The sequence below is a fragment of the Streptomyces sp. NPDC086147 genome, assembly GCF_040702165.1.
In the GTDB taxonomy this organism is placed as follows: domain Bacteria; phylum Actinomycetota; class Actinomycetes; order Streptomycetales; family Streptomycetaceae; genus Streptomyces.
Window position 1 is genome coordinate 17,147 of sequence record NZ_JBFBJO010000030.1, and the last position, 26,613, is coordinate 43,759.

General features: G+C 73.6%; 25 protein-coding genes. 15 read left to right on the plus strand and 10 right to left on the minus strand.

All coding sequences use genetic code 11. From position 1 onward, the window contains the following. Nucleotides 1–5: 5 nt before the first annotated feature. Nucleotides 6–959, minus strand: coding sequence for an NAD(P)/FAD-dependent oxidoreductase (locus AB0398_RS32405; RefSeq protein ID WP_366379245.1), 954 nt, complete (start codon nt 957–959; stop codon nt 6–8). 68 nt (nt 960–1,027) lie between these two features. On the opposite strand from AB0398_RS32405, the gene AB0398_RS32410 reads away from it, so the two are divergent. The 10 genes from AB0398_RS32410 (at nt 1,028) to AB0398_RS32455 (ending at nt 10,625) form a co-directional block, all read left to right on the plus strand. Then, nucleotides 1,028–1,615, plus strand: coding sequence for an XRE family transcriptional regulator (locus AB0398_RS32410; protein ID WP_366379246.1), 588 nt, complete (start codon nt 1,028–1,030; stop codon nt 1,613–1,615). 141 nt (nt 1,616–1,756) lie between these two features. Further along, the gene (locus AB0398_RS32415; RefSeq protein WP_366379247.1) at nt 1,757–2,725 is read left to right on the plus strand and encodes an NADPH:quinone oxidoreductase family protein; all 969 of its coding nucleotides are present in this window, start codon (nt 1,757–1,759) and stop codon (nt 2,723–2,725) included. After that, nucleotides 2,722–3,924 (plus strand): acyl-CoA dehydrogenase family protein, encoded by a 1,203-nt coding sequence (locus AB0398_RS32420; RefSeq protein WP_366379248.1) that lies wholly within the window; start codon nt 2,722–2,724, stop codon nt 3,922–3,924. Before AB0398_RS32415 ends, AB0398_RS32420 begins: the two co-directional genes overlap by 4 nt. Further along, the gene (locus tag AB0398_RS32425; RefSeq protein ID WP_366379249.1) at nt 3,921–5,006 is read left to right on the plus strand and encodes an acyl-CoA dehydrogenase family protein; all 1,086 of its coding nucleotides are present in this window, start codon (nt 3,921–3,923) and stop codon (nt 5,004–5,006) included. Before AB0398_RS32420 ends, AB0398_RS32425 begins: the two co-directional genes overlap by 4 nt. 142 nt (nt 5,007–5,148) lie before the next feature. Beyond that, nucleotides 5,149–6,765 carry an ABC transporter substrate-binding protein gene (locus tag AB0398_RS32430; RefSeq protein ID WP_366379250.1) on the plus strand — a complete coding sequence of 539 codons (1,617 nt, stop codon included), beginning with the start codon at nt 5,149–5,151 and terminating at the stop codon, nt 6,763–6,765. After that, nucleotides 6,762–7,754, plus strand: coding sequence for an ABC transporter permease (locus AB0398_RS32435; RefSeq protein WP_366379251.1), 993 nt, complete (start codon nt 6,762–6,764; stop codon nt 7,752–7,754). Before AB0398_RS32430 ends, AB0398_RS32435 begins: the two co-directional genes overlap by 4 nt. Next, nucleotides 7,747–8,583, plus strand: coding sequence for an ABC transporter permease (locus AB0398_RS32440; RefSeq protein ID WP_366379252.1), 837 nt, complete (start codon nt 7,747–7,749; stop codon nt 8,581–8,583). Before AB0398_RS32435 ends, AB0398_RS32440 begins: the two co-directional genes overlap by 8 nt. Before the next feature lie 38 nt (nt 8,584–8,621). Then, nucleotides 8,622–9,638 (plus strand): ABC transporter ATP-binding protein, encoded by a 1,017-nt coding sequence (locus AB0398_RS32445; protein WP_366379268.1) that lies wholly within the window; start codon nt 8,622–8,624, stop codon nt 9,636–9,638. After that, the gene (locus AB0398_RS32450; RefSeq protein WP_366379253.1) at nt 9,631–10,296 is read left to right on the plus strand and encodes an ATP-binding cassette domain-containing protein; all 666 of its coding nucleotides are present in this window, start codon (nt 9,631–9,633) and stop codon (nt 10,294–10,296) included. The genes AB0398_RS32445 and AB0398_RS32450 overlap by 8 nt, the downstream gene beginning before the upstream one ends. 134 nt (nt 10,297–10,430) lie before the next feature. Further along, nucleotides 10,431–10,625 (plus strand): hypothetical protein, encoded by a 195-nt coding sequence (locus tag AB0398_RS32455; protein ID WP_030212092.1) that lies wholly within the window; start codon nt 10,431–10,433, stop codon nt 10,623–10,625. 19 nt (nt 10,626–10,644) lie between these two features. Here AB0398_RS32455 and AB0398_RS32460 read toward each other — a convergent pair whose 3' ends face one another. From AB0398_RS32460 to AB0398_RS32475, 4 genes are all read right to left on the minus strand, one after another. Continuing rightward, on the minus strand, nt 10,645–11,439 hold the full coding sequence (locus AB0398_RS32460) for a VOC family protein (RefSeq protein WP_366379254.1): 795 nt from the start codon (nt 11,437–11,439) through the stop codon (nt 10,645–10,647). 108 nt (nt 11,440–11,547) lie between these two features. Continuing rightward, nucleotides 11,548–12,048, minus strand: a complete 501-nt coding sequence (locus tag AB0398_RS32465; RefSeq protein ID WP_366379255.1) for an NUDIX domain-containing protein — start codon at nt 12,046–12,048, stop codon at nt 11,548–11,550. Continuing rightward, on the minus strand, nt 12,045–13,031 hold the full coding sequence (locus tag AB0398_RS32470) for a universal stress protein (protein WP_366379256.1): 987 nt from the start codon (nt 13,029–13,031) through the stop codon (nt 12,045–12,047). Before AB0398_RS32470 ends, AB0398_RS32465 begins: the two co-directional genes overlap by 4 nt. Nucleotides 13,032–13,190: 159 nt before the next feature. Beyond that, nucleotides 13,191–13,589, minus strand: a complete 399-nt coding sequence (locus tag AB0398_RS32475) for a DUF5997 family protein (RefSeq protein WP_366379257.1) — start codon at nt 13,587–13,589, stop codon at nt 13,191–13,193. 63 nt (nt 13,590–13,652) lie between these two features. Between AB0398_RS32475 and AB0398_RS32480 the strand changes: the two genes are divergently transcribed. Both AB0398_RS32480 and AB0398_RS32485 read left to right on the plus strand, forming a co-directional pair. Continuing rightward, nucleotides 13,653–14,489, plus strand: a complete 837-nt coding sequence (locus tag AB0398_RS32480; protein WP_366379258.1) for a LysR family transcriptional regulator substrate-binding protein — start codon at nt 13,653–13,655, stop codon at nt 14,487–14,489. 133 nt (nt 14,490–14,622) lie between these two features. Further along, nucleotides 14,623–15,201, plus strand: a complete 579-nt coding sequence (locus tag AB0398_RS32485; protein WP_366379259.1) for a Type-2Aa cytolytic delta-endotoxin — start codon at nt 14,623–14,625, stop codon at nt 15,199–15,201. Between the two features lie 85 nt (nt 15,202–15,286). Here the strand turns inward: AB0398_RS32485 and AB0398_RS32490 are convergent, their stop codons facing one another. From AB0398_RS32490 to AB0398_RS32500, 3 genes are all read right to left on the minus strand, one after another. After that, the gene (locus tag AB0398_RS32490) at nt 15,287–16,945 is read right to left on the minus strand and encodes an FAD-dependent oxidoreductase (protein ID WP_366379260.1); all 1,659 of its coding nucleotides are present in this window, start codon (nt 16,943–16,945) and stop codon (nt 15,287–15,289) included. 59 nt (nt 16,946–17,004) lie between these two features. Next, complete coding sequence (locus AB0398_RS32495; RefSeq protein WP_366379261.1) at nt 17,005–17,934, minus strand: diiron oxygenase; 930 nt, start codon at nt 17,932–17,934, stop codon at nt 17,005–17,007. Between the two features lie 221 nt (nt 17,935–18,155). Next, nucleotides 18,156–20,015, minus strand: coding sequence for a S8 family serine peptidase (locus tag AB0398_RS32500; RefSeq protein ID WP_366379262.1), 1,860 nt, complete (start codon nt 20,013–20,015; stop codon nt 18,156–18,158). A gap of 227 nt (nt 20,016–20,242) precedes the next feature. Between AB0398_RS32500 and AB0398_RS32505 the strand changes: the two genes are divergently transcribed. Next, the gene (locus AB0398_RS32505; protein WP_366379263.1) at nt 20,243–20,605 is read left to right on the plus strand and encodes a DUF1304 domain-containing protein; all 363 of its coding nucleotides are present in this window, start codon (nt 20,243–20,245) and stop codon (nt 20,603–20,605) included. Continuing rightward, a complete protein-coding gene (locus AB0398_RS32510; protein WP_366379264.1) occupies nt 20,602–21,168 on the plus strand; it encodes a TetR/AcrR family transcriptional regulator in 567 nt (188 codons plus the stop codon). The genes AB0398_RS32505 and AB0398_RS32510 overlap by 4 nt, the downstream gene beginning before the upstream one ends. A gap of 53 nt (nt 21,169–21,221) precedes the next feature. Here AB0398_RS32510 and AB0398_RS32515 read toward each other — a convergent pair whose 3' ends face one another. Beyond that, complete coding sequence (locus tag AB0398_RS32515) at nt 21,222–24,200, minus strand: carbohydrate binding domain-containing protein (protein ID WP_366379265.1); 2,979 nt, start codon at nt 24,198–24,200, stop codon at nt 21,222–21,224. Between the two features lie 292 nt (nt 24,201–24,492). Next, complete coding sequence (locus AB0398_RS32520) at nt 24,493–24,948, minus strand: MarR family transcriptional regulator (RefSeq protein ID WP_366379269.1); 456 nt, start codon at nt 24,946–24,948, stop codon at nt 24,493–24,495. Between the two features lie 122 nt (nt 24,949–25,070). On the opposite strand from AB0398_RS32520, the gene AB0398_RS32525 reads away from it, so the two are divergent. After that, entirely contained in the window at nt 25,071–26,543 is a 1,473-nt protein-coding gene (locus AB0398_RS32525) for an MFS transporter (protein WP_366379266.1), read from the plus strand. Nucleotides 26,544–26,613 lie beyond the last annotated feature (70 nt).

A 26,613-nucleotide genomic window follows, 5' to 3' on the forward strand; every position in this document is an offset into this window, starting at 1 on the left:
CGGCGTCAGGAGGAGGCCGCGCCGTCCACGGCCGCCTCCAGGTCGCCGAACAGCAGCTCGGTGTTGATCGTGACGCCCGCCCGGTAGCCCAGGCCCACCGCGTTGACCACCTGCTCCTGCGGGCCCGTCACGTTCCCCGCCGCCCACACGCCGGGCACACTGGTGCGGCCCGTCCCGTCCACCGCGACGAACTCACCGAACGGCGTCTCGTCCGTCTTCGCGCCGAGCTGCCGCAGCACCCCGTCCCGGGCCGCGAGCCGCGCCGCCCCGACGAAGACCACCTCGCGCGGCACGAACCGCCCGTCGGCGAGCCGGACCCCGGTCAGCCGGTCGTCCTCCACCGCGAGCCCGGCGACCTCGCCGGTCACGACCTCCACCCCGGCCGCGTCGAGCAGCGCCGCCTCCCGCTCGGAGAGCCCGGCGGCGGTGTGCAGGAAGAGGGTCACGTCCGAGGACCAGTGGGAGACCATCAGCGCCTGGTGCGCGGGCATCGCCGGATGGGCGATCACCCCGAACGGCCGGTCGCGGACCTCCCAGCCGTGGCAGTAGGGGCAGTGCAGCACGTCCCGGCCCCACCGCTCGGCCACCCCGTCGATCTCCGGCAGCTCGTCGACGAGCCCGGTCGTCACCACGAGCCGCCGCGCGCCGACCGCCGTGCCGTCCGCGAGCGACACGGTGAAGCCGTCCCGCCCGTCCGGCGCCGCGCCGGTGACCCGCCCGGCCCGCCACTCCACCCCGTACGCGGCGATCTCCTCCCGGCCCGCCGCCAGGTACGCGGCGGGGCTCATGCCGTCCCGGGAGAGGACGCCCTGCATGTGGGCCGTGGGGGCGTTGCGGGGCTCGCCCGCGTCGATCACCAGGGTCCGCCGCCGCGACCGTCCCAGGACCAGGGCCGCGCTGAGCCCGGCCGCGCCGCCGCCGACGACCACCACCTCGTACTGCTCCGTGTGTGCGTTCATGGGACCGAGGTTCGCTCCGGTTCTGCCACGACCGCAAATGAACTTGCCGTTCCTGCAACACTGGACCCATGACCGAAGACGACCGCATCGACGCCGTCCTGAACGAGGTCGGCCCCCGCCTCCGCCGCGTCCGCCGCGACCGGGGCGTGACCCTGGCCGAGCTCTCCGCCGCCACCGGCATCTCCGTGAGCACCCTCTCCCGCCTCGAATCCGGACAGCGCAGGCCCAGCCTCGAACTGCTCCTGCCGCTCGCCCGCGCCCACCAGGTCCCGCTCGACGAGCTGGTCGGCGCGCCGCCCGTGGGCGACCCCCGGGTCAAGGCCAAACCGATCGTGCGGCACGGGCGCACGATGTACCCGCTGACCCGGCAGCCCGGCGGCCTCCAGGCCTACAAGGTGATCCAGGAGAAGCCGTACGAGTCCCCCGAGCCCCGGGTGCACGAGGGGTACGAGTGGCTGTACGTGCTCTCGGGCAGGCTCCGGCTCCACCTCGGCGGGCGCGAGGTCGTCCTGACGGCGGGGGAGGCGGCCGAATTCGACACGCGCGTCCCGCACTGGTTCGGGCCCACCACCGAGGGGCCGGTGGAGTTCCTGAGCCTGTTCGGGCCGCAGGGGGAGCGCATGCACGTCAGGGCCCGGCCCGAGAAGGCCCGCTGACCCGCCTCCCGGGAAGCCGGGCCGACCCGCCTCCCGGGAGCTCCGGCGGCCCGCCTTCCCGGAAGTCCGGCCGGACTGTTCCCCGGACGCAAGCGACCGCTTAGTATGCAACCGACCGCACGGTACGGAGGAGGCTCCCGGATGCAGGCATGGCGTGTGTACGAGAACGGCGAACCGGACGCGGTGATGCGCCGCGAAGAGGTGGAACCGCCCGTCCCCGGTGACGGTCAGGTCCTCCTGAGGGTCCGCGCCGCGAACGTCAACTTCCCCGACGCGCTGCTCTGCCGCGGCCACTACCAGGTGCGCCCCCCGCTGCCCTTCACCCCCGGCGTCGAGATCTGCGCCGAGACCGAGGACGGCCGCCGGGTCATCGCCACCACCGCCCTCCCGCACGGCGGCTTCGCCGACTACGCCCTCGCCGACGCCGCCGGACTGCTCCTGGCCCCCGAGGCCCTCGACGACGCCGAGGCCGCCGCGCTCCACATCGGCTACCAGACCGGCTGGTTCGGCCTGCACCGCCGCGCCGCCCTGAAGGAGGGCGAGACCCTCCTCGTCCACGCGGCGGCCGGCGGCGTCGGCAGCGCGGCCGTCCAGCTCGGCAAGGCGGCCGGCGCCACCGTCATCGGCGTCGTCGGCGGACCCGAGAAGGCCGCCGTCGCCCGCGCCCTCGGCTGCGACCTGGTGATCGACCGGCGCTCCGAGGACGTCGTCGCCGCCGTCAAGGCCGCCACCGGCGGCCGGGGCGCCGACGTGATCTACGACCCGGTCGGCGGCGAGGCCTACCAGCAGTCCGCGAAGTGCGTCGCCTTCGAGGGCCGGATCGTGGTCGTCGGCTTCGCGAGCGGCACGGTCCCCGCGCCCGCCCTGAACCACGCCCTGGTCAAGAACTACTCGGTCCTCGGCCTCCACTGGGGCCTGTACGCGGTGAAGGACCCCGCCTCGATCGGCCGCTGCCACGAGACCCTCACCGCCTACGCCGCCAAGGGCCTGATCAAGCCGCTCGTCGCGGAACGCGTCCCCTTCGCGGGCGCAGCCGACGCCGTCCGGCGCGTCGCCGACGGCACCACCACCGGCCGCCTGGTCGTCCTCCCGGAAGGAGCCGGGGCGTGACCCGTACGACCCCGCACGCGATCGACGCCGACGGCCTCCGGGCCCGCACCCGCGCCCTCCTCGACGCGCACCCGCCCGCCACCACCGACCGCACCGCCTTCCTGCGCGCCCGCTTCGACGCCGGACTCGCCTGGGTCCACTACCCCGTCGGCCTCGGCGGGCTCGACGCGCCCCGCGCCCTCCAGACGGTCGTGGACGCCGAACTCGCCGTCGCGGGCGCGCCCGACAACGACCCGCGCCGGATCGGCATCGGCCTCGGCATGGCCGCGCCCACCCTCCTCGCGCACGGCTCCGAGGAGGTCAGGCGCCGCTTCCTGGGGCCGCTGTGGGTCGGCGAGGAGGTGTGGTGCCAGCTCTTCAGCGAGCCCGGCGCGGGATCCGACCTCGCCGCCCTCGGCACCCGGGCCGTCCGGGACGGCGACGACTGGGTGGTCGACGGACAGAAGGTGTGGACCTCCAGCGCCCACCTCGCCCGCTGGGCCATCCTCATCGCCCGTACCGACCCGGACGCCCCCAAGCACCGGGGCATCACCTACTTCGTCTGCGACATGACCGACCCCGGCGTGGAGGTCCGGCCGCTGCGCCAGATCACCGGCGAGGCCGAGTTCAACGAGGTCTTCCTCACCGGCGTCCGCATCCCCGACGCCCACCGCCTCGGCGAGGTCGGGGACGGCTGGCGGGTGGCCCGGACGACCCTGATGAACGAGCGGGTCTCCATCGGCGGAGCCCGGATCCCCCGCGAGGGCGGCATGATCGGGAAGGCCGCCGCCACCTGGCGCGAGCGCCCCGAGCTGCGCACCCACGAGCTGCACCGGCGCCTCCTCGACCTCTGGGTCGACGCCGAGGTCGCCCGGCTCACCGGCGAACGCCTCCGCCAGCAGCTCGTCGCCGGCCGGCCCGGCCCCGAGGGCAGCGCCATGAAGCTCGGCTTCGCCCGGCTCAACCAGGCCATCAGCGGCCTGGAGGTCGAACTCCTCGGCGACGAGGGGCTGCTGTACGGGGAGTGGGCCATGACCCGCCCCGAACTGGTCGACTTCACCGGCCGCGACGCCGGCTACCGCTATCTGCGCTCCAAGGGCAACTCGATCGAGGGCGGCACCAGCGAGGTGCTCCTCAACATCGTCGCCGAACGGGTCCTCGGCCTGCCCTCCGAGCCCCGCAACGACAAGGACGTTCCCTGGAAGGACCTCGCGCGATGACGGACCAGCTGGACCTCCTCTACTCCGAGACCGAGGACGACCTGCGGGCGGCCGTCCGCGCCCTGCTCGCCGACCGGGCCGGCCACGCGGTCCTCCTCGACCGGATCGAGACGGACACCCCGTACGTCCCCGGCCTCTGGAAGTCCCTCGCGACCGACATCGGCGCCGCCGGACTCCTCGTCCCCGAGAAGCTCGGCGGCCAGGGCGCGAGCCACCGCGAGGCCGCCGTCGTCCTGGAGGAACTGGGCCGCGCGGTCACCCCGCTGCCCTACCTCACGAGCGCGGTGGTGGCCACCGAGACCCTGCTCGCCCTCGCGGCGGAGAGCGCCCCGGCGGCCGGACTCCTCACCGCCGTCGCGGGCGGCGGCACGGTCGCGGTCCTCGCCGTGCCCCTGTCGACGGCTCCGGACGCGGACCCGCCGCACGGCCCGGCCGTGCCCGCCGTCGCCGACGCCACCGCCGCCGACGTCCTCCTCGTCCCGCGCGCCGACGGCCTGTACGCCGTACCGGCGGGCGAGGCGACGATCGAGCCGCTGACCCCGCTCGACCTCACCCGTCCGCTCGCCCGGGTCACCACGGCACCCGGCACCGGCACCCGGCTCGCCGGACCGGACGCCGCCCGCGCGGCCGTCCGGCGCGGACTGCTCGCGGGCGCCGGACTGCTCGCCTCCGAGCAACTCGGCCTCGCGGAAAGGTGCCTGGAGGACACCGTCCGGTACACCCGGGAGCGCCACCAGTTCAACCGGCCCGTCGGCTCCTTCCAGGCCCTGAAGCACCGCATGGCCCAGCTCTGGCTGGACGTCGTCGGGGCCAGGGCGGCCGCCCGCGCCGCCGCCGACGCCCTCGCCAAGGACGCTCCGGACGCCCCGCTCACCGTGGCCGTCGCCCAGGCGTACTGCTCCCGGGTCGCGGTCCGCGCCGCCGAGGAGTGCGTCCAGTTGCACGGCGGGATCGGGATGACCTGGGAGCACCCCGCGCACCTGGCCCTGAAGCGGGCCAAGGCCGACCGGATCGCGCTGGGTTCGGCGGGCCGCCACCAGGACGCGATCGCCGCCCTGGCCGACCTCCCGGCGCCCGCGTAGGACATCCGTGCGGGGCCCACGGGCCCCGCACGCCCCACCCGCCCCTCGGGTAAGGGGCCCGTCTGTCCGCACCCCTTATACATACTGTTTAATTGCAAGCTGTTGGCAAAAACAGTTGATCTTCAAAAGAGGTACGGACACGATGACCGCCCGATCCATCCGCAACGCGGCGGCCACGGTACTGGCGGGCTCCCTCGCCCTCACCGCCGCGGCCTGCACGAACCCCGGCTCCACCGCCGACGGCGCCGGCGGGCCCAAGGATTCCGCGGTCGTCGGCATCGCCTACGAGCCCGACAGCCTCAGCCCCCTCCTCGGCTACGGCAAGGACGGCAACTCGAAGATATTCGACGGCCTCCTCGCCTTCGACGCCGACATGAAGCTCAAGCCCGCCCTCGCCCGCGAACTGCCCCACGTCGGCGACGGCGGCCTCACCTACACCTACAACCTCCGCGACGACGTGACCTTCAGCGACGGCGCCCCCTTCACCGCGAAGGACGTCGTCTTCACGTACCGGACGATCCTCGACCCGAAGACGAACAACCCCTCCCGCACCGAGCTCGACGCCCTGAAGAGCGTCGAGGCGGTCGGCGACGACACCGTCGTCTTCCGGCTCAAGTACCCCTACGCGCCCTTCGCCGAGCGCACCGTCCACGCCATCGCCCCCGAGCACGTCGCCGCGAAGCAGGACGTCAACACCGGCGCCTTCACCACCAAGCCGGTCGGCACCGGACCGTACGTCCTCACCGGCTGGTCCAAGGGCGAGAAGCTCAGCTTCAAGGCCAACCCCACCTACTGGAACGGCGCGCCGCAGGTGAAGAAGTTCACCATGGCGATCATCAAGGACGACGACGTCCGCGCCACCCGGCTGCGCGCCGGCGACCTCGACGGCGCCATCCTCCCGCCCAACCTCGCCGCCGGCTTCAAGACCGACAAGAGCAAGAAGACCTGGACGGCGAAGACCTACGACTACCGTACGGTCACCCTCCCCACCCACCACCGCGTGACCGGCGACACCGCCGTCCGCCGCGCCCTCGACCTCGCCGTCGACCGGAAGACCATGGTCGACAAGATCCTCGAAGGGGCCGGCAAGCCCGCCTACGGGCCCGTCCCCACCGACAGCCCCTGGTTCACCAAGGGCACCGAGCGCCGCCACGACCTCGCCGGGGCGCAGAAGATCCTCGACGAGGCCGGCTGGAAGCCCGGCCCCGACGGCGTCCGCGTCAAGGACGGCGTCCGCGCCGCCTTCCCGCTCTGGTACCTCTCCGGCGACAAGCTCCGCCAGGACCACGCCCTCGCCTACGCCTCCGACGCCAAGAAGGCCGGCATCGACATCACCACCCAGGCCGGCACCTGGGAGGTCATCGAGCCCCGGATGAAGACCGACGCGGTCCTCGCCGGCGGCGGCTCGCCCGGCGACCCCGACTTCGACCAGTACCTCCTCCTGAAGTCCTCCCTCGGCGGCGACGGCTTCAACAACATGGCCCGGTACGACAACAAGACCGTCGACCAGGCCCTGGAGGACGGGCGCCGCACCGACGACCCCGCCAAGCGGCACGCCGCGTACGACACCGTCCAGCGCGAACTGGTGAAGAACCCCGGCTACACCTTCCTCACCCACATCGACCACCTCTACGTCGTCGACGACTCCTGGGACGGCCCGACCACCCAGACCGAGCCGCACGACCACGGCCTCGCCGCCGGCCCCTGGTGGAACGTCGAGACCTGGAAGCCCAAGAACGCCGGAGCGGCGCGGAAGTGAAGCGCCGCCTCCCCTGGGGGGCCATGGCGCGGATGACGGGACGGCGCGCCCTGGCCGCCGTCCCCGTCCTCCTCGGCGTCACCCTCGCGGTCTTCGCCGTCGCCGAGGCCTCCCCCTTCGACCCCGTCAAGGCCTACGCCGGCACCGCCGGACTCACCGCCTCGCAGGAGAACCTCGACCAGCTCCGCGCCAACCTCGGCGTCGACCGGCCCCTCCTCACCCGCTGGTGGGACTGGCTCACCGCCGCCCTCACCGGCGACCTCGGCGACTCCGCCGTCATGCGCCGGCCCGTCGCCGAGGTCGTCACCGAACGCCTCGGCTGGTCCGTCCTGCTCGCCGCCACCGCCTTCGCCGTGGCCATCGCGCTCGGCACCCTCCTCGGCGTCCTCGCCGGGCGCCGCCGCGGCGGCCTCCTCGACCGGGCCGTCAGCTCCGCCGCGTACACCCTGGAAGCCGCCCCCGCCTTCTGGCTCGGCCTCCTCGCCATCTGGTTCTTCGCCCTGAAGCTGGGCGTCCTGCCCGCCGGCGGGCTCACCGACACCGCGAGCGACACCGTCACCTTCGACCAGGTCGCCCGCCACCTCGTGCTGCCCGCCCTCGTCCTCGGGATCTCCCAGCTCCCGTGGTTCTTCCTGTACGTCCGCCAGGGCGTCGGCGACGCCCTCGACGAGGACCCCGTGCGCGGCGCCCGCGCCCGCGGCCTGAGCGAGCGGACCGTCCTCACCGGCCACGCCCTCCGCTCCGGAATGCTCCCCATGCTCACCCTCGTCGGCTCCCGCGTCCCCGAGCTGATCACCGGCGCCCTGCTCGTGGAGACCGTCTTCAGCTGGCCCGGCATCGCCGCCGCCACCGTCACGGCCGCCACCTCCGTGGACTTCCCGCTGCTCGCCGCGCTCACCGTCCTCGCCACCGCCGCCGTCCTCCTCGGCAACCTCCTCTCCGACCTGCTGTACGGCCTGGCCGACCCGAGGGTGGGCTTCGATGGCTGACCCGCGCACCCACCGGACACGGTTCTGGACCTCCGCCGTCACCGTCGCGGCCGTCCTCCTCGCCGTGCTGCTCGTGCCGCCGCTCGTCCAGCTCGACGAGCAGGCCGTCGACCTCTCCCGCAAGCTCCTGCCGCCGTCCTGGGACCACCCCTTCGGCACCGACGACCTCGGCCGCGACCTCCTCCTGCGCTGCGTCTACGGCCTGCGGGTCTCGCTCCTCGTCGGACTCGTCGCCGCGCTCGTCGCCACCGTCATCGGCACCACCGTCGGAGCCGCCGCCGGCGCGCTCGGCGGCTGGGCCGACCGCACCCTCATGCGGCTCGTCGACGCCTTCTCCTCCGTGCCGCACCTGCTCCTCGGCATCTTCGTCGTCGCGCTCTTCCGGCCCGGCGTCTGGCCCGTCATCGTCTCCGTCGCCGTCACCCACTGGCTCTCCACCGCCCGGATCGTGCGCTCCGAGGTCCTCTCGCTGCGCACCCGGCCCTTCGTCGACGCCGCCGTCTCCGGCGGCGCCGGCCGGTGGCGCGTCGCCGTCCGGCACCTGCTGCCCGCCGTCCTGCCGCAGGCCGGGCTCGCCGCCGTCCTGATGGTCCCGCACGCCATGTGGCACGAGTCCGCGCTCTCCTTCCTCGGCCTCGGCCTCCCCAGCCACCAGGCCAGCCTCGGCAACCTGGTGCAGAACGCGCGCTCCTCGCTCCTCGCCGGGTACTGGTGGCCCACCCTCTTCCCCGGCCTCCTCCTCATCGTGCCGACCCTCGCCATCGCCGGACTCGCGGGCGTGTGGCGCGACCGGCTCAACCCGCGCCGCCGATCGGAGCTGATGCTGTGACCGCCCCGAACGCCTCCCCGGCTCCGGAGAACAGGCTCCTGCGCGCGCTCGACTCCGTCACCGCCGAGCGGGCCGAGGACGCCGTCCTCAGCGTCCGCGGCCTCACCGTCCGCTTCCGGCTGCGCGGCGGCCGCACCGTCGACGCGGTGAGCGACGCCGACTTCGACCTCGCGGCGGGGGAGTGCCTCGCCCTGGTCGGCGAGAGCGGCTGCGGCAAGTCCGTCCTCGCCTCCGCCCTCCTCGGCCTGCTCCCGGGCAACGCCGAGACCTCCGGCACGGCCCTGCTCGCGAGCCCCGAGGGCGGGGACGGGAAGGGCCCCGGCGCGGGCGCCGTCGACCTGCTTGCCGCCGACGAGAAGACCCTCGCCCGCACCGTACGGGGCCGCCGCGCCGGCCTCGTACCGCAGAGCCCCGCCGCCCACCTCACCCCCGTCCGCACCGTACGGTCCCAGCTGGAGGAGACCGTCCGCGCCCTCACCGGTGCCTCCCGCCGCGCCCGGCGCGCGGCCGCCGAGGCCGCCGCGGAGCGGACCGCCTTCCCCGCCGACCACCTCGACCGCCACCCGCACGAGCTCTCCGGCGGCCTCGCCCAGCGCGCCGCCACCGCCCTCGCCCTCATCGGCGACGCCCGGCTGCTGCTCGCCGACGAGCCCACCACCGGCCTCGACCGCGACCTCGTCGACCGCACCGTCGACGAACTGCGCCGCCACGCCGACGACGGCCGCGCCCTGCTCCTCATCACCCACGACCTGGCCGCCGCCGAACGTGTCGCGGACCGCGTCGCCGTCATGTACGCGGGCCGGATCGTCGAGATCGCCCCCGCCCACCGCTTCTTCGGCCCCGTCGGCCCGCGCCACCCCTACGCCCGGGGCCTGCTCGACGCCCTGCCCGACCGGGCCTTCGCCCCGATCCCCGGCATGCCCCCGGAACTCACCGATCTGCCCGGCGGCTGCGCCTTCGCCTCGCGCTGCCCGCGCGCCACCGACCTCTGCGCCATCCGCCCCGAGCCCACGGCCGGGGTGGCCTGCCACCACCCGGAGCACCCCCGTGCTTGAACTCGACGCCGTCACCGCCGGCTACGACCGCCGCGCCCCCGTCTTCCGGGGCGCCTCCCTCACCGTCGCCCCCGGCGAGTCCGTCGGCCTCCTCGGCCCCAGCGGCTGCGGCAAGTCCACCCTCGCCCGGGTCGCCGCGCTCCTCCACCGCCCCGAGGCGGGCCGTCTCGTCCTGGACGGCACCGAGGTACGGGCCTGGCGCCACCGCGCCCCGCGCGAACTGCGCACCGCCGTCGGCGTCGTCTTCCAGCAGCCCCGCACCGCCGCCGACCCCCGGCTCACCCTCGCGGACCTCGTCGTCGAACCGCTGCGCGCCACCGGCCGCCGCGCCGAGGCCGGCGCGCGCCTGGCCGAGCTGGCCCCGGCGGTCGGCCTCACCCCCGACCTGCTCGTCCGCCGCCCCCACGAGGTCAGCGACGGACAGCTCCAGCGCGCCTGCCTCGCCCGCGCCCTGACCCTGCGCCCCCGCTGGCTGATCTGCGACGAGATGACCGCCATGCTCGACGCCTCCACCACGGCGGCCCTGGTCGCCGCCGTCGAGGCCTACCGCGCGGAGACCGGCGCGGGCCTCCTCGCCGTCGGCCACGACCGCGTCCTCCTGAACCGCTGGTGCGACCGCACGGTGGAGTGGAAGGACTGCCTGCCGGCCGGGAAGTGACCGCCCCGGAGGGCCCCCGGTCCGGATCTCACCCGGATGGCCGCCCCGCCATACGCCCGGACGGAGCGCTCATTCCGCCACACTGTCCGCCGAAAGCCGCAATTCCGGTGCGGCGTCGGAGGGACGTGAAGGCGATGGCCGTTTCCATTTCTGTGGTGCTGCTCCTGCTGATCCTGGCCGTGATCTTCCTGCGGAACGGCGGTCTCAAGCTCTCGCACGCGATCGTCTGCGCCCTGCTCGGCTTCTTCCTGGCCGGCACCAGCATGGCGCCCACCATCCACGAGGGCGTCGCCGCCACCGCCGACGTGGTCTCCAGCCTCAAGCCGTGACCCCCGGGCGCGGGGCGGGTCACTCCATCTCGGGCATCTCGCCCACCGTGGTCCTCATGTCGATCACGGCGAAGGCGGCCCCCTGCGGGTCCAGGATCGCCGCGAACCGGCCGAACGGGCTGTCCATCGGCCCGAACACCTTCCGCCCGGAGAGCCGCTCCGCCGCCTCCACGGCCTTGTCGCAGTTGTCGACGGCGAAGTAGATCTGGATGTACGAGGGGACATCCGGCGGGAAGTCGTCGGTCATCGTCATCCGTCCGACGACCGGATCGCTCCCCAGGTCGAAGACCCGGTAGTCGACCTCCTGGTCCTTCATCCTCTTCGAGCCGTAGCCGAAGACGGACGTGAAGAAGGCGTCGGACTTCTCCGGCTCCCTGGTGAACACCTCCGCCCAGGCGTACGAGCCGGTCTCGCCCTCCAGCTCGAAGCCCTGGTGCGTCCCCGGCTGCCAGACGCCGAACACGACGCCCGCCGGGTCCCGCGCGAGGCACATCGTCCCGAACTCGCCGATCCGCATCGGCTCCATCAGGACGGTGCCGCCCGCGGTCCGGATCCGCTCCGCCGTGGCGGCGGCGTCCGGCGAGGAGAAGTAGAGACACCAGGCCGACTGCGGAGGGGTGTCCTGCCCCGGCATCGGCGGGACGACGGCCGCGACCGCCTTCCCGTTCTTGGAGGCCTGGGTGTAGCCGCCGAACTCCGTGGCGGCCTCGGCGAAGGTCCAGCCGAGCACGTCGCCGTAGAACGTCTTGGCGGCCTCGGCGTCGGTGAACATCGCGTCGGTCCAGATCGGCGTGCCTTCAGGTCGTGCGGCCATGACGGTGACTCTCCTCCGGTCGATGACGTCTTCCTGTGAGCCACGCTAGTCAGGGCCGCCGCGCCCCGCGCGGCGACGGGGAACGGCACCGGACCGCCGGGTCCCACGTCAGCCGGGCAGCCGCCCCATCGCGTACCGGTGGAACGGGCCGCCGGGGATCGGCAGGTCCGGCCGCCACATCCGCAGCACCTGCGCCGAGGGCAGGAACAGCGCCTCCGGCAACCGGTCCGGGTCCGTCCACTCCCAGCGCTCGATCTTGTCGGGCTCGGTCACGGCCGGCGTCCCCCGGAAGGCGCCCACCGCCGTGGCCACGGTCATCCGGGTCAGGCGGTCGGAGGTGACCGAGTCCAGGAGCAGCCCGAGGACCTCCACGTCGGCCGCGTCCGCGACCAGCGCCGTCTCCTCGGCCAGCTCGCGGACCGCCGCGGCCTCCGCGGACTCGCCCGGCTCGACCTTGCCGCCCGGCAGCTCCCACACCCCGGAGCGGTGGAGCCCGAGCAGGACCCGGCCGGAGGCGTCGGTCACGACGACCCCCGCCCCGAGGGAGGCGTGGGCGGTCGGCGGCTGGACGTTGCGCAGGGCTGCGGCGGCGTGCTCGGAGCTGGTCATGGCCCTTCTTCTACCAGTCCGCCCCGGTCGGCGGGCGCCGGGGGCACCACCGCCACCGGGCAGTGGGCCTCGTGCAGCACCGCGTGGGCGACGGAACCGACGAGCAGCGAGCCGAGGCGGTGCCGGTGGTGCCGCCCCACGACCAGCAGGCCCGCGTCCCGCGAGCCCTCCACGAGCCGCCCCGCCGCGTCCCCCGGCACCACCACCGGGCGCAGCTCCACGTCCGGCCGGCGTGCGGCGAAGGGCCGCAGCCGCTCCTCCTGCTCCCGCTCCGCTCCCCGTACGAGCTCCTCGGCGTCGTCCGCGAGGGGCAGTGGGGGCGGCACCTGGAGCGCCGGGGACGGCGCGGCGAGCAGGGCGCCCTGCGGCGGGGGCAGCCGGAACGCGGTCACGGCCTCCAGGGGCACGCCCCGGTGGTGCGCCTCCTCGAACGCGAAGGCCGGCACCTCGTCCGGGGACTCCTCGGGATGCAGCCCCATGAGCACCCGTCCCGCCCCCGGCCCGCCTCCGAGGGCGGCCGTCCGGGCCTCGTGGGGGACGACGACGAGCGGACAGGGCGCGCTCGCGGCCAGGGTGCGGCTCGTCGAGCCGAGCAGCAGGCTCGCGAAGCCGCCGCGGCCCCGGGACCCGGTCACCAGGAGGCGGGCGCCCCGGGCCACCGCCGCCAGGGCGTCGGTCACGGACCCGTCCAGGGACTCGTACCGCACGGGGACGCGGGGCTCGCGCCGCTCCATTCCGGCCGCCACGCCGTTCAGCACCGTGTCGGGAAGCTCCGGCGCCCCGCCCAGGGACTCGATGCGGGCCGTGCCGAGCTGGAGCTCCTCGGGCCGGACGTGGACCACGACCAGCGGGGAGCCCGAGCCCTCCGCGGTGCTCAGGGCCCACTCCAGGGCCCGGAGCCCGTGCTCGGAGCCGTCCACGCCGACGACGACCGGCGGCCGGTGTGCGGTGCTCGTGTCCCGCACGAGGGGGTGATCACTCATGAGGGGATGACTCCCTCACCGGCCCCCGCGCCACACCCCTCCGGCCCGGTCGTGACCGGGCCGGAGGGGTGTGAAGGGGGAGCGGGGGAGAAGACCGGGCTTCCCGCGCGGAAGATCAGGTCTCCCGCGCGGGAGGCTCAAGGCTTCCCGCGCGGAAGGTCAGGCCTCCTGCGCGCGGCGCGCCCGCTCCTCGTCGCGCTCCTTGATGCGGACGGTCTCCTTGCGGACCTCCGCCTGGGTGGCCCGCTCCTTTTGGAGCCACTCCGGGGCCTCCTGCTTGAGCGCGTCGATCTGCTCCGTGGTGAGGGGCTCGGTGATGCCGCCGCGCGCGAGACCGGCGATGGAGACGCCGAGCTTCGACGCGACCACCGGGCGGGGGTGCGGGCCGTTCTTCCGGAGCTCCTGGAGCCAGGCGGGCGGGTTCGCCTGGAGCTCGTTCAGCTCGGTGCGCGAGACGACACCCTCCTGGAATTCCGCGGGGGTGGCCTCGAGGTACACACCCAGCTTCTTCGCCGCGGTCGCGGGCTTCATCGTCTGGGTGTTCTGGTGCGACGTCATGAGACCAGGGTATCGAGCATGCGGACGGACTCCGACCACGGCGGTTACCGGTAACCTGGCGGAGTGACAGGCACGGACGCTTCCCCCTCGGACCCCACCCCGGACTCCCCCTCCGGCTCCGCCCCGGAGACCCCTTCGTTCCGGCTCGCGTACGTGCCGGGCGTGACCCCCTCGAAGTGGGTGCGGATCTGGAACGAGCGCCTGCCCGACGTGCCGCTGAGCCTCCACGCCGTGACCCCGGCCGAGGCGTTCGGCGCGCTCCGGGAGGGCGCTGCGGACGCCGGCCTCGTGCGGCTCCCCGTCGACGGGGACGACCTCAGCGCGATCCCGCTCTACACCGAGACGACGGTCGTCGTCGTCCCCAAGGACCACCTGTTCGCGGCGGTCGAGGAGGTGTCGGCGGAGGACCTCGCCGAGGAGCTCGTCCTGCACCCCCTCGACGACACCCTCGGCTGGGAGCGCCCGCCGGGCCGTCCGGCGTTCGAGCGCCCCGCGACCACCGCCGACGCGATCGAGCTCGTCGCGGCCGGGGTCGGCGTGCTCGCCGTCCCCCAGTCCCTCGCCCGGCTGCACCACCGCAAGGACCTCACCTACCGGACGCTCGACGGCGTCCCGCAGTCGCGCGTCGCCCTGTCGTGGCCGGCCGCCGACGAGGCCCCCGACCTGGTGGAGGAGTTCATCGGCATCGTGCGCGGCCGGACGGTGAACAGCACCCGGGGCCGCCGCGCGGAGGAGCTCAAGGGCCAGAAGGAGCAGAAGCCCGCCAAGTCCGGGAAGCCGGCCAGGACCGGGAAGCCGGCGGCCGGTTCCCGCACCTCCGGACGGCCCGGGGCCCGCAAGGGCGGCACCGGGGGCTCCGCGCGCGGCGGCCGGAGCGGAAAGCCCCGCCGCAGGTCCTGAGCCCCGGCCGAGCCCGGGTGTCCGCACGCCGGACACGTCCTGCCCGCCCCCGGCGCCCCTCTGCATACTGACCCCTCCTGATCACAGAGATCACAGAGATCGCGCGGATCGCGCGGATCACACAGGAGGAGCTTTGGCCGCCAGTTTCAGGACCGTCGTCGAGGTGGGACCGGACCACCTCGACCAGGCCCGGTCCATCGACCGGGTGTTCCAGGAGGCGATCGCCCCGGCGACCGTCAACTTCGACTTCGAGGCGATACGGGAGGCGGCCGCCGCCGTCCCGGACAGCACCGTGGTGCGGATGGTCAGGGGCTGGGGGCTCCAGGAGCACGCCCCCGTCCTCGTGATGGTCCTCTCGCTCAAGGAGGCCGTCCGGCAGGCGCTCCCGCCCGAGTGCGCGGACGCCGGCTTCTGGGCCACCGTCGAGCGGGAGCTCGTCGCGGCCTTCACGGGGCTCGCCGCCCAGGAGGGGCAGCCCGGACTCTCCTTCTACGAGGAGTCCGGGGAGCGCACCCGCTTCTACCGGGACCTGTTCTTCGCCCTCCAGGACGAGGAGACCGGGGAGCACATGTACGCCCTGGCCTTCTGCGTCGACGTGACCGTCGAGCTGCCGAAGGCGGAGGCCGTCGCGCTCGACCTGACGGACGTCGTGCCCTTCGCGGTGCGGCTGAACGCGATCGTGATCCGCCAGACCCTGGACCTCGTGGCCTGACGGCCCGCCCGGTCACGCACCGCACCGCCGGCCCGCCGTCCCGGGCCGGACCCCCGTACCGCCCGCCGCTCAGACCGCCCGCCGCTCAGACCGGTCGGCGCCAGCGGCCGCCCCGCGCCGCCGCGACCAGCTCCGGCACCGTCGCCAGCTTGACCCTGGGACGGCCCGCGTCCCGGCCCCTCGCCCGCTCGGTCCGGTCGATGGCCGCGAGACCGCGCGCGTCGACGAGCCCCTTGCTGCGGCTCCTGGCCAGCCTGCGGAACTCCGCCGACGTGCCCGTCGGCTTCGGCAGCGCCCCCGCGACCGCGTCCGCCAGCAGCGTCCCGACCGTCTCCTCCGCGCACGCCCGATTGGCCCCGATGCCGCCGGAGGGCCCGCGCTTGATCCAGCCGACGACGTAACCGCCCGCCAGTCCGCTGATCCGCCCGGCCTCGTGCGGCACCGTGCCGGTGGCCTCGTCGAACGGGAGCCCCGGGAGCGGCACGCCCCGGTAGCCGACCGCCCGGACCAGCAGCCCCGCCCCGATCTCCGTACCGGACTCCGCACCGTCCTCGGTCACCCGGACCGCCCGCACCGCGTCGGTGCCGAGCGCCTCGACCGGCGCGGAGTGGAAGCGCAGGACGATCCGGCGCCGGCCCGGCGCGGGCGGCCGCGTCCAGTCCACCGTCTCCCGGGCCACGTCCCGGAGGAGCGCCGCCTTCTCCCCGGCCGCCGCCGCGTCGATCGCGGCGCCGATGCGCGGGTCCCGGTCGTCGACGACCAGGTCCACGCCCGGAAGGTGCTTGAGGGCGAGCAGTTCGGAGGCCGTGTACGCGGCGTCCCCGGGGCCCCGGCGGCCGAGCAGCACCACCTCGCGGACCCGGGTGCCGCTCAGGGCGGCGAGGGCGTGGTCGGCGATGTCCGTTTCCGCGAGGGCGGCCGGGTCCATGACGAGGACGCGGGCCACGTCGAGCGCCACGTTGCCGTTGCCGACCACGACGACCCGCTCGGCGGAGAGCGGGACGGCGTCCGCGCCGGTCTCCGGGTGCGCGTTGTACCAGGAGACGACGGAGGTCGCGGAGACGCTGCCCGGCAGGTCCTCGCCGGGGATGCCGAGCCGCCGGTCGGAGGGCGCGCCCACCGCGTAGACCACCGCGTCGTGGTGGGCGGCCAGCTCCTCGGCGGTGACGTCCCGGCCTATCTCCACGCCGAGCCGCATCCGGACGCGGGGGTGGGCGTGGAAGCGGGCGAAGGTCTCCCCGGCGCCCTTGGTCGCCGGGTGGTCGGGCGCCACGCCGTAGCGGACGAGACCGCCGGCCACCGGCAGCCGGTCGATCAGCGTCACCTCGGCGTTGGTGTGCAGGAGCAGGTCCTCGGCGGCGTACATGCCGGCCGGTCCCGTGCCGACCACCGCGATCCGCAGCGGGCCGAAGTCGGACGGGAGCGAGCGCGGGAACGCCGGCTCGCCCCAGGTGTGGAAGTTGGGCGAGGCCACGGCGGGGGCCGGCTCACGGTCCGCGTAGTACTCCGCGTTGATCGCCTCGTACTCCCGCAGCCGGCCGGTGAGGCGGTCGGCCGGGAAGATGGCGTCGACCGGGCAGGCGTCGGCGCAGGCGCCGCAGTCGATGCAGGCCCGGGGGTCGATGTACAGCATCTCCGTGGTGCCGAAGTCCGGTTCCTCGGGCGTCGGGTGGATGCAGTTGACCGGGCAGACGGCGACGCAGGTCGCGTCGTTGCAGCAGGTTTGGGTGATCGCGTAGGTCATCTCGTCGACTCGGTTCGGGTGCGAGGTGCGAGGTGCGGGGACGGGGTGCGGGCGCGGGGTCAGATCAGGCTGGCGCGCCTGTAGATGAGGAGCGCGGGCCTGGTGAGCAGCCGGGCCGAGGCGAGGAACTCCATGAGCCCGGCGCAGCTGGAGCGGAGCTGGGACTTGTAGTGCTCGTTGGCCGCGGCCTCGCGGCGCGCCCGCTCCGGGTCGAGTCCGGCCTGCTCGTACACGTCGGGGCTGACCATGCTGGTGACGATGTAGTACGAGGCGATGGCGACGACCAGGGCGTGGAAGTGGCGCCGGGCCGTGCTCGCCCGCGCGAGGCGGCGGCGCGTCTCGTCCCGGGCGAACTTCATGTGCCGGGACTCCTCGACCACGTGGATGTTGCTGATGGTGCGCACGAAGGGGGCGACCCGCTCGTCGCGCATCCAGTCGCGCTGCATGACGTCGAGGACCTCCTCGGCGACGAGGATCGCGGCGTACGCGGCCTCGCCGAAGCCCACCGTCTTGAAGGCGCGGCCCAGTTCGAGCACCGCGCGGCGCGGCCGGTAGGCGGGGGCGCCGAGCTTCGCGGAGCCGCGTCCGAACATGATCGAGTGGCGGCACTCGTCCGCGATCTCGGTCAGCGCCCACTGGAACCGGGGGTCGGTGGGGTCCTTCGCGTACATGTCCCGCAGCACCATCTGCTGGAGGATCATCTCGAACCAGATGCCGGTGCTGGCGACCGAGGCGGCCTCCTGCCGGGTCAGCTCCTTGCGCTGCTCCTCGGTCATCTCGTTCCAGTAGGCCGTGCCGTAGAGGCTGTTCCACTCGGGGCTCTGGCCGTGGAAGTTCTTGTCGAGGGGGGTGTCCCAGTCCACCTCGGTGGCGGGGTCGTACGAGAGCTTGGCGGCGGACCGGAGCAGCCGTTCCGCGACGTCCGCGTCCGAGACGTTCCCGTCCTCGGCTCCGTCGTGGCTCTCCGGGCGAACGGTGCTGCTTGCCATGGTGCGGCTCCTTGGGTCGCGATCGACGCGGAGCTTGTTAGACGTCCCGTCTAGCAAGCTTGTTAGACGGAACGTATAGCAAGGTGCCCGGGTAGGCCTACCCCTCGGTAAGGACTTGTTTCCGAAAGCTTTCCGGAGCACGCGCGCGAACCCCTCTCCGGGCGCACGCGAACGGGGCCGGAGCCTGGGCGGCTCCGGCCCCGTCAAGGGGTCGCGCGGTGTCAGAAGGTCAGGTTCCAGGCGTCGACCTTGCCCGAGTCCTGGCTCGCGTTGTCGTTCACGCGCAGCTTCCAGACCCCGTTTGCCACCTCGGACGAGGCGTTGACGGTGTAGGTCTGGACGATGTTGTCCGCGCTGCCGCCGGTCCGGTTGTGCAGCGTGTAGACGCTGCCGTCCGGGGCCACCAGGTCGACCTTCAGGTCACCGATGTAGGTGTGCTTGACGTCCACGCCCACCTTGAGCGCGGCCGGCGCGTTGCCCGTCACGCCGCTGACCGTGATGGGGCTCTCGACCGTGGTGTTGTCGGGGACCGTCACGTCCGTCAGGTTCTCGAAGTACTTCCCGGGCGGCGGGGTCGAGCCGCCGACGGCCTTCAGGGCGTCGACCGAACCCTCGCCGAAGAAGCCGTTCTTGGTCGCGGTGCCCTTGCAGCGGGTGTCCGACGGGCACGCCTTGTCGGTCGCCTGGACGCCGAGCTGGTCCCGGATCTGCGCCGGGGTGAAGGACGGGTTCACGCTCGCGATCAGCGCCGCGACGCCGGCCACGTGCGGGGAGGCCATCGAGGTGCCGTTCAGGTTGCCGTACTTGCCGCCCGGGAGCGTCGAGTAGACGCCCGAGGAGCCGTCGCCGCCGGGGGCCGCGATGTCGATCACGCCGTTGCCGAAGTTCGAGTACGAGGCCTTGGCGCCGCCGTTGCCCTGCGCGGCGACGGTCACGACGCCCGGCAGCTCGGTCGGGATGTCGATGCAGGCGTTGGTGATGGTGCGGGTGACCGGGGTCGAGTCGTTGGGGCTCGCCGTGTCGGTCGTCTTGTTCGCCAGGTCGTAGTTGGAGTTGCCGGCGGCGGCGACCTGGAGCGAGCCCTTGCCCTCGGCGTACTCCTGCGCCCGGCGGACGCCCTCGATGATGGCGGCCTGGTCCAGGTTGTCCGGGCAGTTGAACTGCCACGGGTCCGTGTAGTAGCTGTTGTTGGTGACCTTGAAGCCGTGATCACCGGCCCAGACGAAGCCGCAGATCGTGTTCTCCGCGAAGAACAGCGTGCTGCCCGGCTCCGCGATGCGGACCGAGGAGATCTTCACGCCCGGCGCGACGCCGATGACGCCCTTGCCGTTCTTGGCGGCGGCGATCGTGCCGGCCACGTGCGTGCCGTGGGTGTCGACGTCGCGCCAGGCGCCCGCGCGGGCGTCCGCCTTGCCGTAGGCGCAGGAGGCCGAGTCGGCGGCGTTGAAGTTGGGCGCGATGTCCTGGTGCTGGTCGTCCACGCCGGTGTCCAGGACGCCGACCTTCACCGACGCCGAACCGGTGGTGACGGCCCAGGCCTGGTCGGCCTTGATCTGCGTCATGTCCCAGCGGTTGGACTCGGTGAGCGTTGTCGCCGACTGCGACGGGTTGGCCGGGAGGGCCGGGTTGTAGGCGTCGGCCGGGACGTCGGACGTCCGGGTCGCGCCGACCTGCTGGACGCCGGAGACCGTGCGCATCGAGGAGGCGAACGACGCGGACGTCGAGTGCGCCACGATCACGCCGATCGCGTCGTAGGTGGCGAAGACCGAGCCGCCCTTGGTGGCCACGGAGCCGCTCACGGCGGCGGTGCCGCCGGGGGCCGTGATCACCAGGTACGCGCGCGTGCCCGCGGCCCAGGCGGCCGGGGCGGCGGCGGGAGCCGCCTTCGCGGTGGTGGCCTTGCCCGTGGTGGTGGCCGGGCTCGCCCCCGCCGAACGGGCCGCGACGGGCGCGGTGTCCGACGTTGCTGCGTGGGCGAGTCCGGCGGGGGTGGCGAGCGCCACGATCGTGCCGAGGGCCGCGACGGACATGGCCGAGGTTCTCGACCGGCCGGCCGTCCGGCCGGATATGAGGGAAAACATTGCGTCCTCCGATGGCCCGGTGGCGTCTGGGACGCCCGCCGGGCCCTGTGATGTGTGGGGTGGACGCAAGATCCCAGAATCGCCCCCCGGAAGGAAGTGTTCTGTCCGAGAAGCCCGTTCGCGTTACGCACTTTTGATCGAACGGCGTCAAGACGACGAAATTTCCCGGACACCTGTCCATGTATGCTGGACACCTGTCCATGAAGTGTGAGCGGTAGGAGACGGCGATGGAGACGACGGCGAACGTGCTGGTGGGCCTGGTGGCCGCCCTGCACGTGTACATCCTGGTTCTGGAGATGTTCCTGTGGGAGAAGGCGCCGGGGCGCGGACTGTCCGGATTCGACGCCGAGTTGGCCCGCGCGACCGCCCCGCTCGCCGCGAACCAGGGCCTCTACAACGGCTTCCTGGCCGCCGGCCTCGCCTGGGGCCTGATCGCCGGGGACCCCACGGGCCACCGGGTCCAGGTCTTCTTCCTCTCCTGCGTCCTCGTCGCCGGCCTGTACGGCGGACTCACCGCGAACCGCCGCATCCTGGTCGCCCAGGCGCTGCCGGGCGCGCTGGCCCTCGGCGCCGTCCTGGTCGCCGGATGACCCCGGCCGCCGAGGACCCCCGGGCCGCCCGGACCCGGGCCCGGCTCCGCCGCTCCCTCCTCGACGCCTGCGCGGAACGCCCGCTGGGCGAGGTCACCGTCGCCGCGCTGGTGCGCCGCGCGGGGGTCGGCCGCGCCACCTTCTACCTCCACTACGCGGACCTGGAGGCGCTGGCCGTCGACGCCTGCGCCGACGTGGTCCGCGACGCGGTCGACGCCCTGCACGCCTGGCGCGGCGTGCCCGACCCGGAGGCCCCGCCGCCCGCGCTGCTCGACTTCTTCGCCGGACTCGCCCCGCACGCCGGGCTCTACCGGGAACTGCTGCGCCCGGGCGGCGGCGGGCCGCTCGGCCTCGTCCTCCACGAGGACCTGCGCGCCCGCAGCCTCGCCGAACGGACCCTGGTCGGCGCCCCGGAGCCCGGCCTCGTCGCGTCGGCCGTGGCCGCGGCCTTCGCCGGGGTGCTCGCCGACTGGCTGCACGGCCTCGTCGAGGGCGCTCCCGGGGAGATCGCCCACCGGGTCTGGCGCCTCCTGATCGCCCTGCACGGCACGCCGTTGCCGTAGCCGTGACCGCCGGCCGGGACCCGCACGGGTCCCGGCCGACGGCCCGGGTGCCGCTACTTGAGATACGGTCCGGCGGTGCCGATCCGGCCGGGACCGTTCAGGACGTACACCCGCAGGTTGCCCTTTCCGGGCGCCGCGACCGTGAGGGTGCCGTTCGTGACGGTCCGGACGTCACCGGTGACGGCGTCGGCGTACGTGCCGTTCGGGACGCCGGTGTAGGTGGCGCCGCCCGAGACCGTGACGAGCGCGAAGCTGTCCGTGCCCGCGTCGGTGTAGCGGCGCTTGAACGCCATGCCGCCCGAGACGCCCTCCGTCGAGTACTGGCCCGTCTGGAGCGCGGGGACCGCCCGGCGGATCTGGTTGAGCCGCTGCACGTGCCGGACCAGGGGCTGCTGGAGGGTGGTGGCGACGGCGCCGGACGCCGACGAGACCGTGGAGAAGCCGGAGGCCGTGACGGAGCCGGCGAGGTGCGCGCCGAAGTAGGCGCGGCCGGTGTCGGCGAGCGGGCAGGACGGCCCGCAGTCGATCTTCTTCCCCTTCTGGAACTCGATCTCGGAGCCGTAGTACAGCGTCGGGATGCCACGGAAGGTCCACATCAGGGACATGTTCTCGGCCCAGGCGTCGGTGCCGCCCGCGTACCGCTCGCTCGACTTGTTGGGGCCGTAGTCGTGGCTGTCGACGTAGACGACGTTGTAGGTGGCGTCGTTGTAGCTGTCGTCGGAGTCCTTGCCGTTGGAGAAGGCGTTCTGCGCGTCGCCGAAGTTCATGTGCATGCGCATGTCGATGACGTTCATGCCGGAGAAGCGGCTGTGGTCGGGCGCGTGGTAGCTGTTGCCCTTCAGGAAGGCGTTGGTGGACGTGGGCTGGTTCCCCGTGCCCTGCTGCTGTTCGTACTCGTACATCTCCAGGGCGGCCCTGCCGTCGTCGAGGTCGTACTCCTTCCGCTCCTTCCAGGTGTAGAACTGCGCCGAGTGGTTCACCGAGCCGCGGTTCCACTTGTCGTTGACGAAGGCGGCGACCTCGCCGAAGACGAAGAAGTTCTTCGCGGCCTCCGCGCCGTGGCGCCGGGCCACCCGCTCCTGTATCGCGGGCAGGAAGCGGCGGTTCCAGGTGGTGCGCGGGATGTGCACGGCGGTGTCGACCCGGAAGCCGTCGACGCCCATGTCGATGTACTTGTCGTACGCGCCGATCAGGTAGTTCTGCACGGCCGGGTTCTCGGTGTTCAAGTCCGCCAGGTCCTCGTGGAGCCAGCAGGAACGGGAGTCCTCGCCCTCCCAGTTCCCGATCCAGCACTGGTGGTAGAGGGCCTTCGGGAACATGCCGGACGTGGGGCTCGGCCACTGGCAGTTGTAGACCGTGTAGCCCTCGGCGCTCTTCCCGCCGGTCGGCTTCCCCCAGTTCACACAGGTGTTGCCGGTCGGCTCGGCCGTCGACCACAGGTCGCCGTTGTAGTACGACTTGCCGCTCTTCGGGTCGACCGTCAGACCGTCGTACTCGAAGCCGGACCGCTTCTCGTCGTAGTACCAGCTCCACTGGCCGTCCCGCACGCCGTACACGGTGGGCGTGAACAGGCCCTTGGCGCCCCAGCGGGAGGAGTGGTTGTAGACGACGTCCTGGTAGATCTTCATGCCCTTGGCGTGGGCGGCGTCGATCAGGTCCTGGTAGGAGGCGCCGGCGGACTCCAGGCGCGGGTCCACCCGGTAGAAGTCCCAGCCGTGGTAGCCGTGGTAGTCGTAGTCCGAGCGGTTGAGGACGACCGGGGTGACCCAGATCGCCGAGAAGCCGAGGCCCTTGACGTAGTCGAGCTTCTGGATCAGGCCCTTGAAGTCGCCCCGGAACATGGGGTCGTCGTTGGCCGCGTTGCCCGACTTGACGTGCTGGCTCCCGCCCCGGTTGTTCGACGGGTCGCCGTCGTTGAAGCGGGCGGTGAGGACGAAGTAGATCGGGTCCTTGCGCGGGTCGGTGCCCAGCGGCTTGCCGTTCGCCGGGGTCGCGGGCCTGTCGCCCGTGGTCGCGGTGGCGGGGGAGGAGTCGGCGGAGACGTTCCCGGCGGCGTCCAGGGCCCGCACCGTGTAGGTGTAGGCGGTCCGTTCGGCCAGGCCGGTGTCGGAGAGGACCGTGGAGCCGACGTCGGTGACGACCGTGGAGCCGCCCCCGGTGCGGGTGACCTGGTACCCGGTGACGCCCCGGTCGTCGGTGGACGGGTTCCACGCGAGCAGCACGGAGGTGCCGTCGGCCGTCGCGGTGAGGCCGGCGGGGGCGGTGGGTGCCCGGGTGTCGGGCGGGGTGGCGGCGCAGGGGTCCGCGGCGTTCGCCGTCACCACCCGGTTCCGGACGGTGGAGACGCCCGCGCCGAGGGCATAGTCGGAGCCGCCGTTGTTGTCCCAGGTGCCGTTGCCGTTGTTGAAGGCGGCCTTGAGGCCGGTGGCCGTCCCGAGGTCGATCTCCCGCTTCCACCACCCGGCGCAGGCGGCCTGCATGCCGACGCCGGGTGCCGTGGTCCAGGCGCCGCCCGTCGGCTGGTAGTGGACGTTGGCGGTGGACCAGCCCAGGGAGGCGGTGGAGTAGTAGACCGTGGCCTTGCGGGACTCGGCCGGAGGGGTGTCGGCGCAGGGGTCGGAGTGGGCGACGACCCCGTCCTTGACGGTGACCGCCCCCGTGCCGAGGGCGTAGTTCTTGCCGCCGTTGTTGTCCCAGGTGCCGTTGCCGTCGTTGAAGGTGGCCTGGAGGCCGGCGGCCGCGCCCAGGGTGACGGTCTTCTTCACCCAGCCGTCGCAGGCGGCCTCCATGGCGGTGCCGGGGACGGTGCTCCAGGAGCCGCCGTCGGGCGCGTAATGGAGGTTGTACCGGGCCCAGTTCTTCGTCTTCGTCCAGTAGTGGACCGTCGTCGCGTTCTCGACGGTCGCGGCGACGGGGGCGGTGCGCGGGGAGGGGGTGTCCGGGGGCGCGGCGGCGAGGCCGACGACGCAGGCGGCGGCGACGGCCAGGACGGCGACGGGGCGCGCCGGTGACCGTGGGCGGGTGCGTGGCATCTGAATCTCCAGACGGGGAGCGCGCGTCCGGGCGGACCTCTGCCCGGGAAGGAGGGCGAAGCCTGCTGGAAACGCAGTCGGAAAGTTGCAGAAACATCTTGCGCTGGCCGGAAGTTACCGTCGGTCGCCCCGGGCGTAAAGGGTTTCGACACGGCGGATCGTGCCCCGGCGGGCATGCCTGTGGGGCCCTCGGCGTCCGCGATGCCCGCGGCCGCCGAGGGCCCCGACGAGACTTTCCGTTCCCCTGTGTCCGCTCGCCGGAAGGGCGTGACCGGCGGTGGTCGGACCCCGTTCAGGGGCGCGGCCAGGGACGGCCCTCCAGGCGTTCGATGTCGCGGTTGAAGCGCTCCAGGAAGGCGGCGAAGCGGGAGACGTCCTCGGGGGACCAGTGCTCCATCACGCGTTCCAGGCCCGCGACGTTCGAGGCGCGGTCGGCCTCCAGGCGGCGTTCGCCCTCCTCCGTGATGCGGAACTTGCGGGCGATGCCGCCGTCCGGATCGGGGATGCGTTCCACGACCCCGGCGCGCAGCATCGCGGCGGTCTGCCGGTTGAGGGTGGACGCGTCGAGGCCGAAGGCCTCGCCGAGCTGCCCGATGGACATCGGCCCGTGCATGCGGATGCGGCTCAACAGGACGTACGCGCTGCGGTCGAGCCGGCCGCCGCCCGCGCGGGAGCGGGGCGCGTACAGGTGCGCGTGCCGGCCGAGCAGCATGGTCTCGAACTCGACCAGATCGGTGGGCTTGTCCACGGGCTTGTCCATGGGGGCATTCTCTCCTGCGGCCACGCAATGTGCATCATGCACAGTTTGTGTCATGAGCAATTGATGTGCATCATGCATATGCATCGTCGTGAAGACCCAGGGAGAAACACGTGGACGGCTCCAAGCCCGACGCCCGACCAGGAGGCGTCGTCGGCGTCCTCGCGCTCGCCGGCATCGTGGCCGCACTCATGCAGACCCTGGTGGTGCCGCTCATCGGCGACCTCCCCCGGCTGCTCGGCACCACCGCCTCCAACGCCTCCTGGGTGATCACCGCCACCCTCCTCGCGGGCGCCGTCGCCACCCCCGTCGCCGGACGGCTCGGCGACACCCTCGGCAAGCGGCGGGTCCTGCTCGTCTCCGTGGTCCCGCTCGTCGCCGGCTCGGTCGTCTGCGCCCTCGCCTCCTCCGTCGTCCCGATGATCGTCGGACGCGGCCTCCAGGGCCTCGGCATGGGCGTCGTGCCCCTCGGCATCAGCCTGCTGCGCGACATCATGCCGCCGGAGAGGCTGGGCGGGTCCATCGCCCTCATGAGCGCCTCCATGGGCGTCGGCGGCGCCCTCGGCCTGCCCTTCTCCGCCGCCGTCGCCGAGAACGCCAGCTGGCGCGTCCTCTTCTGGGTCGCCGCCGGCCTCAGCGTCCTCGTCGGCGCCCTGATCTGGCGCGTCGCCCCCGCGGGCCGCCGCGCCGCCGCCCCCGGCCGCTTCGACCTGCCCGGCGCGCTCGGCCTCGGCACCGGACTCGTCGCCCTGCTGCTCGCCGTCTCCAAGGGCGCGAGCTGGGGCTGGGGCAGCGCCACCACCCTCGGCCTCCTCGCCGTCGCGGTCGTCGTCCTGCTCGCCTGGGGCGCGTGGGAGCTCCGTACCCCCGACCCCCTCGTCGACCTGCGGGTCACCGCCCGCCCGGTCGTCCTCATGACCAACGCCGCCTCGGTCCTGGTCGGCTTCGCCATGTACGCGCAGTCCCTGGTCGTCCCCCAGCTCTTCCAGCTCCCCGAGGCCACCGGCTACGGCCTCGGCCAGTCGATGATGGCCATGGGCCTGTGGATGGCCCCGGCCGGCCTGATGATGATGGTCCTGGCCCCGCTCGGCGCCAGGCTCTCGGCCGCCCGGGGCCCCAAGGTCACGCTCTCCGTCGGCGCCCTCGTCATCTCCGCCGGCTACGGCTCCTCCCTCGCCCTGATGGGCTCCACCTGGGGCCTGCTCGCCGTCACCCTCGTCTGCAACACCGGCGTCGGACTCGCCTACGGGGCCATGCCGGCGCTCATCATGGGAGCGGTGCCGCAGGAGGAGACCGCCTCGGCCAACAGCTTCAACACCCTGATGCGCTCCATCGGCACCTCCGTCTCCGCCGCCGTCATCGGCGTCGTCCTCGCCCAGATGACCACCACCCTCGGCGGCCACGCGCTGCCCTCGGAGGACGGCTTCCGCGTCGCCATGCTCATCGGCTGCGCGGTCGGCCTCGCGGCGGCGGTCGTCGCCGCCCTCATCCCGGCCCGGTCCGCCGCCACCGGTCCCACCGGGGCGGAGGCCGGGGCCGTAGGCGCTCCCTCCGCGACCGCGGCGGAAGCCGAGGCCACCGCCTGATCCCCCGACCGGGCGGCGCCGGGGGGGGGGCCCGGGGGGCGGGTTGGGTGGGGGGCGGGGGGGGGGGGGG

Excerpts from the sequence above, each read along its gene's own strand:
- AB0398_RS32410 (WP_366379246.1), top strand. The coding sequence starts at position 1,028 with ATGACCGAAGACGACCGCATCGACGCCGTCCTGAACGAGGTCGGCCCC.
- AB0398_RS32430 (WP_366379250.1), top strand. The coding sequence starts at position 5,149 with ATGACCGCCCGATCCATCCGCAACGCGGCGGCCACGGTACTGGCGGGC.
- AB0398_RS32505 (WP_366379263.1), top strand. The coding sequence starts at position 20,243 with ATGGAGACGACGGCGAACGTGCTGGTGGGCCTGGTGGCCGCCCTGCAC.
- AB0398_RS32440 (WP_366379252.1), top strand. The coding sequence starts at position 7,747 with ATGGCTGACCCGCGCACCCACCGGACACGGTTCTGGACCTCCGCCGTC.
- AB0398_RS32475 (WP_366379257.1), bottom strand. The coding sequence starts at position 13,589 with ATGACGTCGCACCAGAACACCCAGACGATGAAGCCCGCGACCGCGGCG.
- AB0398_RS32495 (WP_366379261.1), bottom strand. The coding sequence starts at position 17,934 with ATGGCAAGCAGCACCGTTCGCCCGGAGAGCCACGACGGAGCCGAGGAC.
- AB0398_RS32465 (WP_366379255.1), bottom strand. The coding sequence starts at position 12,048 with ATGACCAGCTCCGAGCACGCCGCCGCAGCCCTGCGCAACGTCCAGCCG.
- AB0398_RS32515 (WP_366379265.1), bottom strand. The coding sequence starts at position 24,200 with ATGCCACGCACCCGCCCACGGTCACCGGCGCGCCCCGTCGCCGTCCTG.
- AB0398_RS32510 (WP_366379264.1), top strand. The coding sequence starts at position 20,602 with ATGACCCCGGCCGCCGAGGACCCCCGGGCCGCCCGGACCCGGGCCCGG.
- AB0398_RS32425 (WP_366379249.1), top strand. The coding sequence starts at position 3,921 with ATGACGGACCAGCTGGACCTCCTCTACTCCGAGACCGAGGACGACCTG.
- AB0398_RS32500 (WP_366379262.1), bottom strand. The coding sequence starts at position 20,015 with ATGTTTTCCCTCATATCCGGCCGGACGGCCGGCCGGTCGAGAACCTCG.
- AB0398_RS32470 (WP_366379256.1), bottom strand. The coding sequence starts at position 13,031 with ATGAGTGATCACCCCCTCGTGCGGGACACGAGCACCGCACACCGGCCG.
- AB0398_RS32490 (WP_366379260.1), bottom strand. The coding sequence starts at position 16,945 with ATGACCTACGCGATCACCCAAACCTGCTGCAACGACGCGACCTGCGTC.
- AB0398_RS32415 (WP_366379247.1), top strand. The coding sequence starts at position 1,757 with ATGCAGGCATGGCGTGTGTACGAGAACGGCGAACCGGACGCGGTGATG.
- AB0398_RS32405 (WP_366379245.1), bottom strand. The coding sequence starts at position 959 with ATGAACGCACACACGGAGCAGTACGAGGTGGTGGTCGTCGGCGGCGGC.
- AB0398_RS32455 (WP_030212092.1), top strand. The coding sequence starts at position 10,431 with ATGGCCGTTTCCATTTCTGTGGTGCTGCTCCTGCTGATCCTGGCCGTG.
- AB0398_RS32460 (WP_366379254.1), bottom strand. The coding sequence starts at position 11,439 with ATGGCCGCACGACCTGAAGGCACGCCGATCTGGACCGACGCGATGTTC.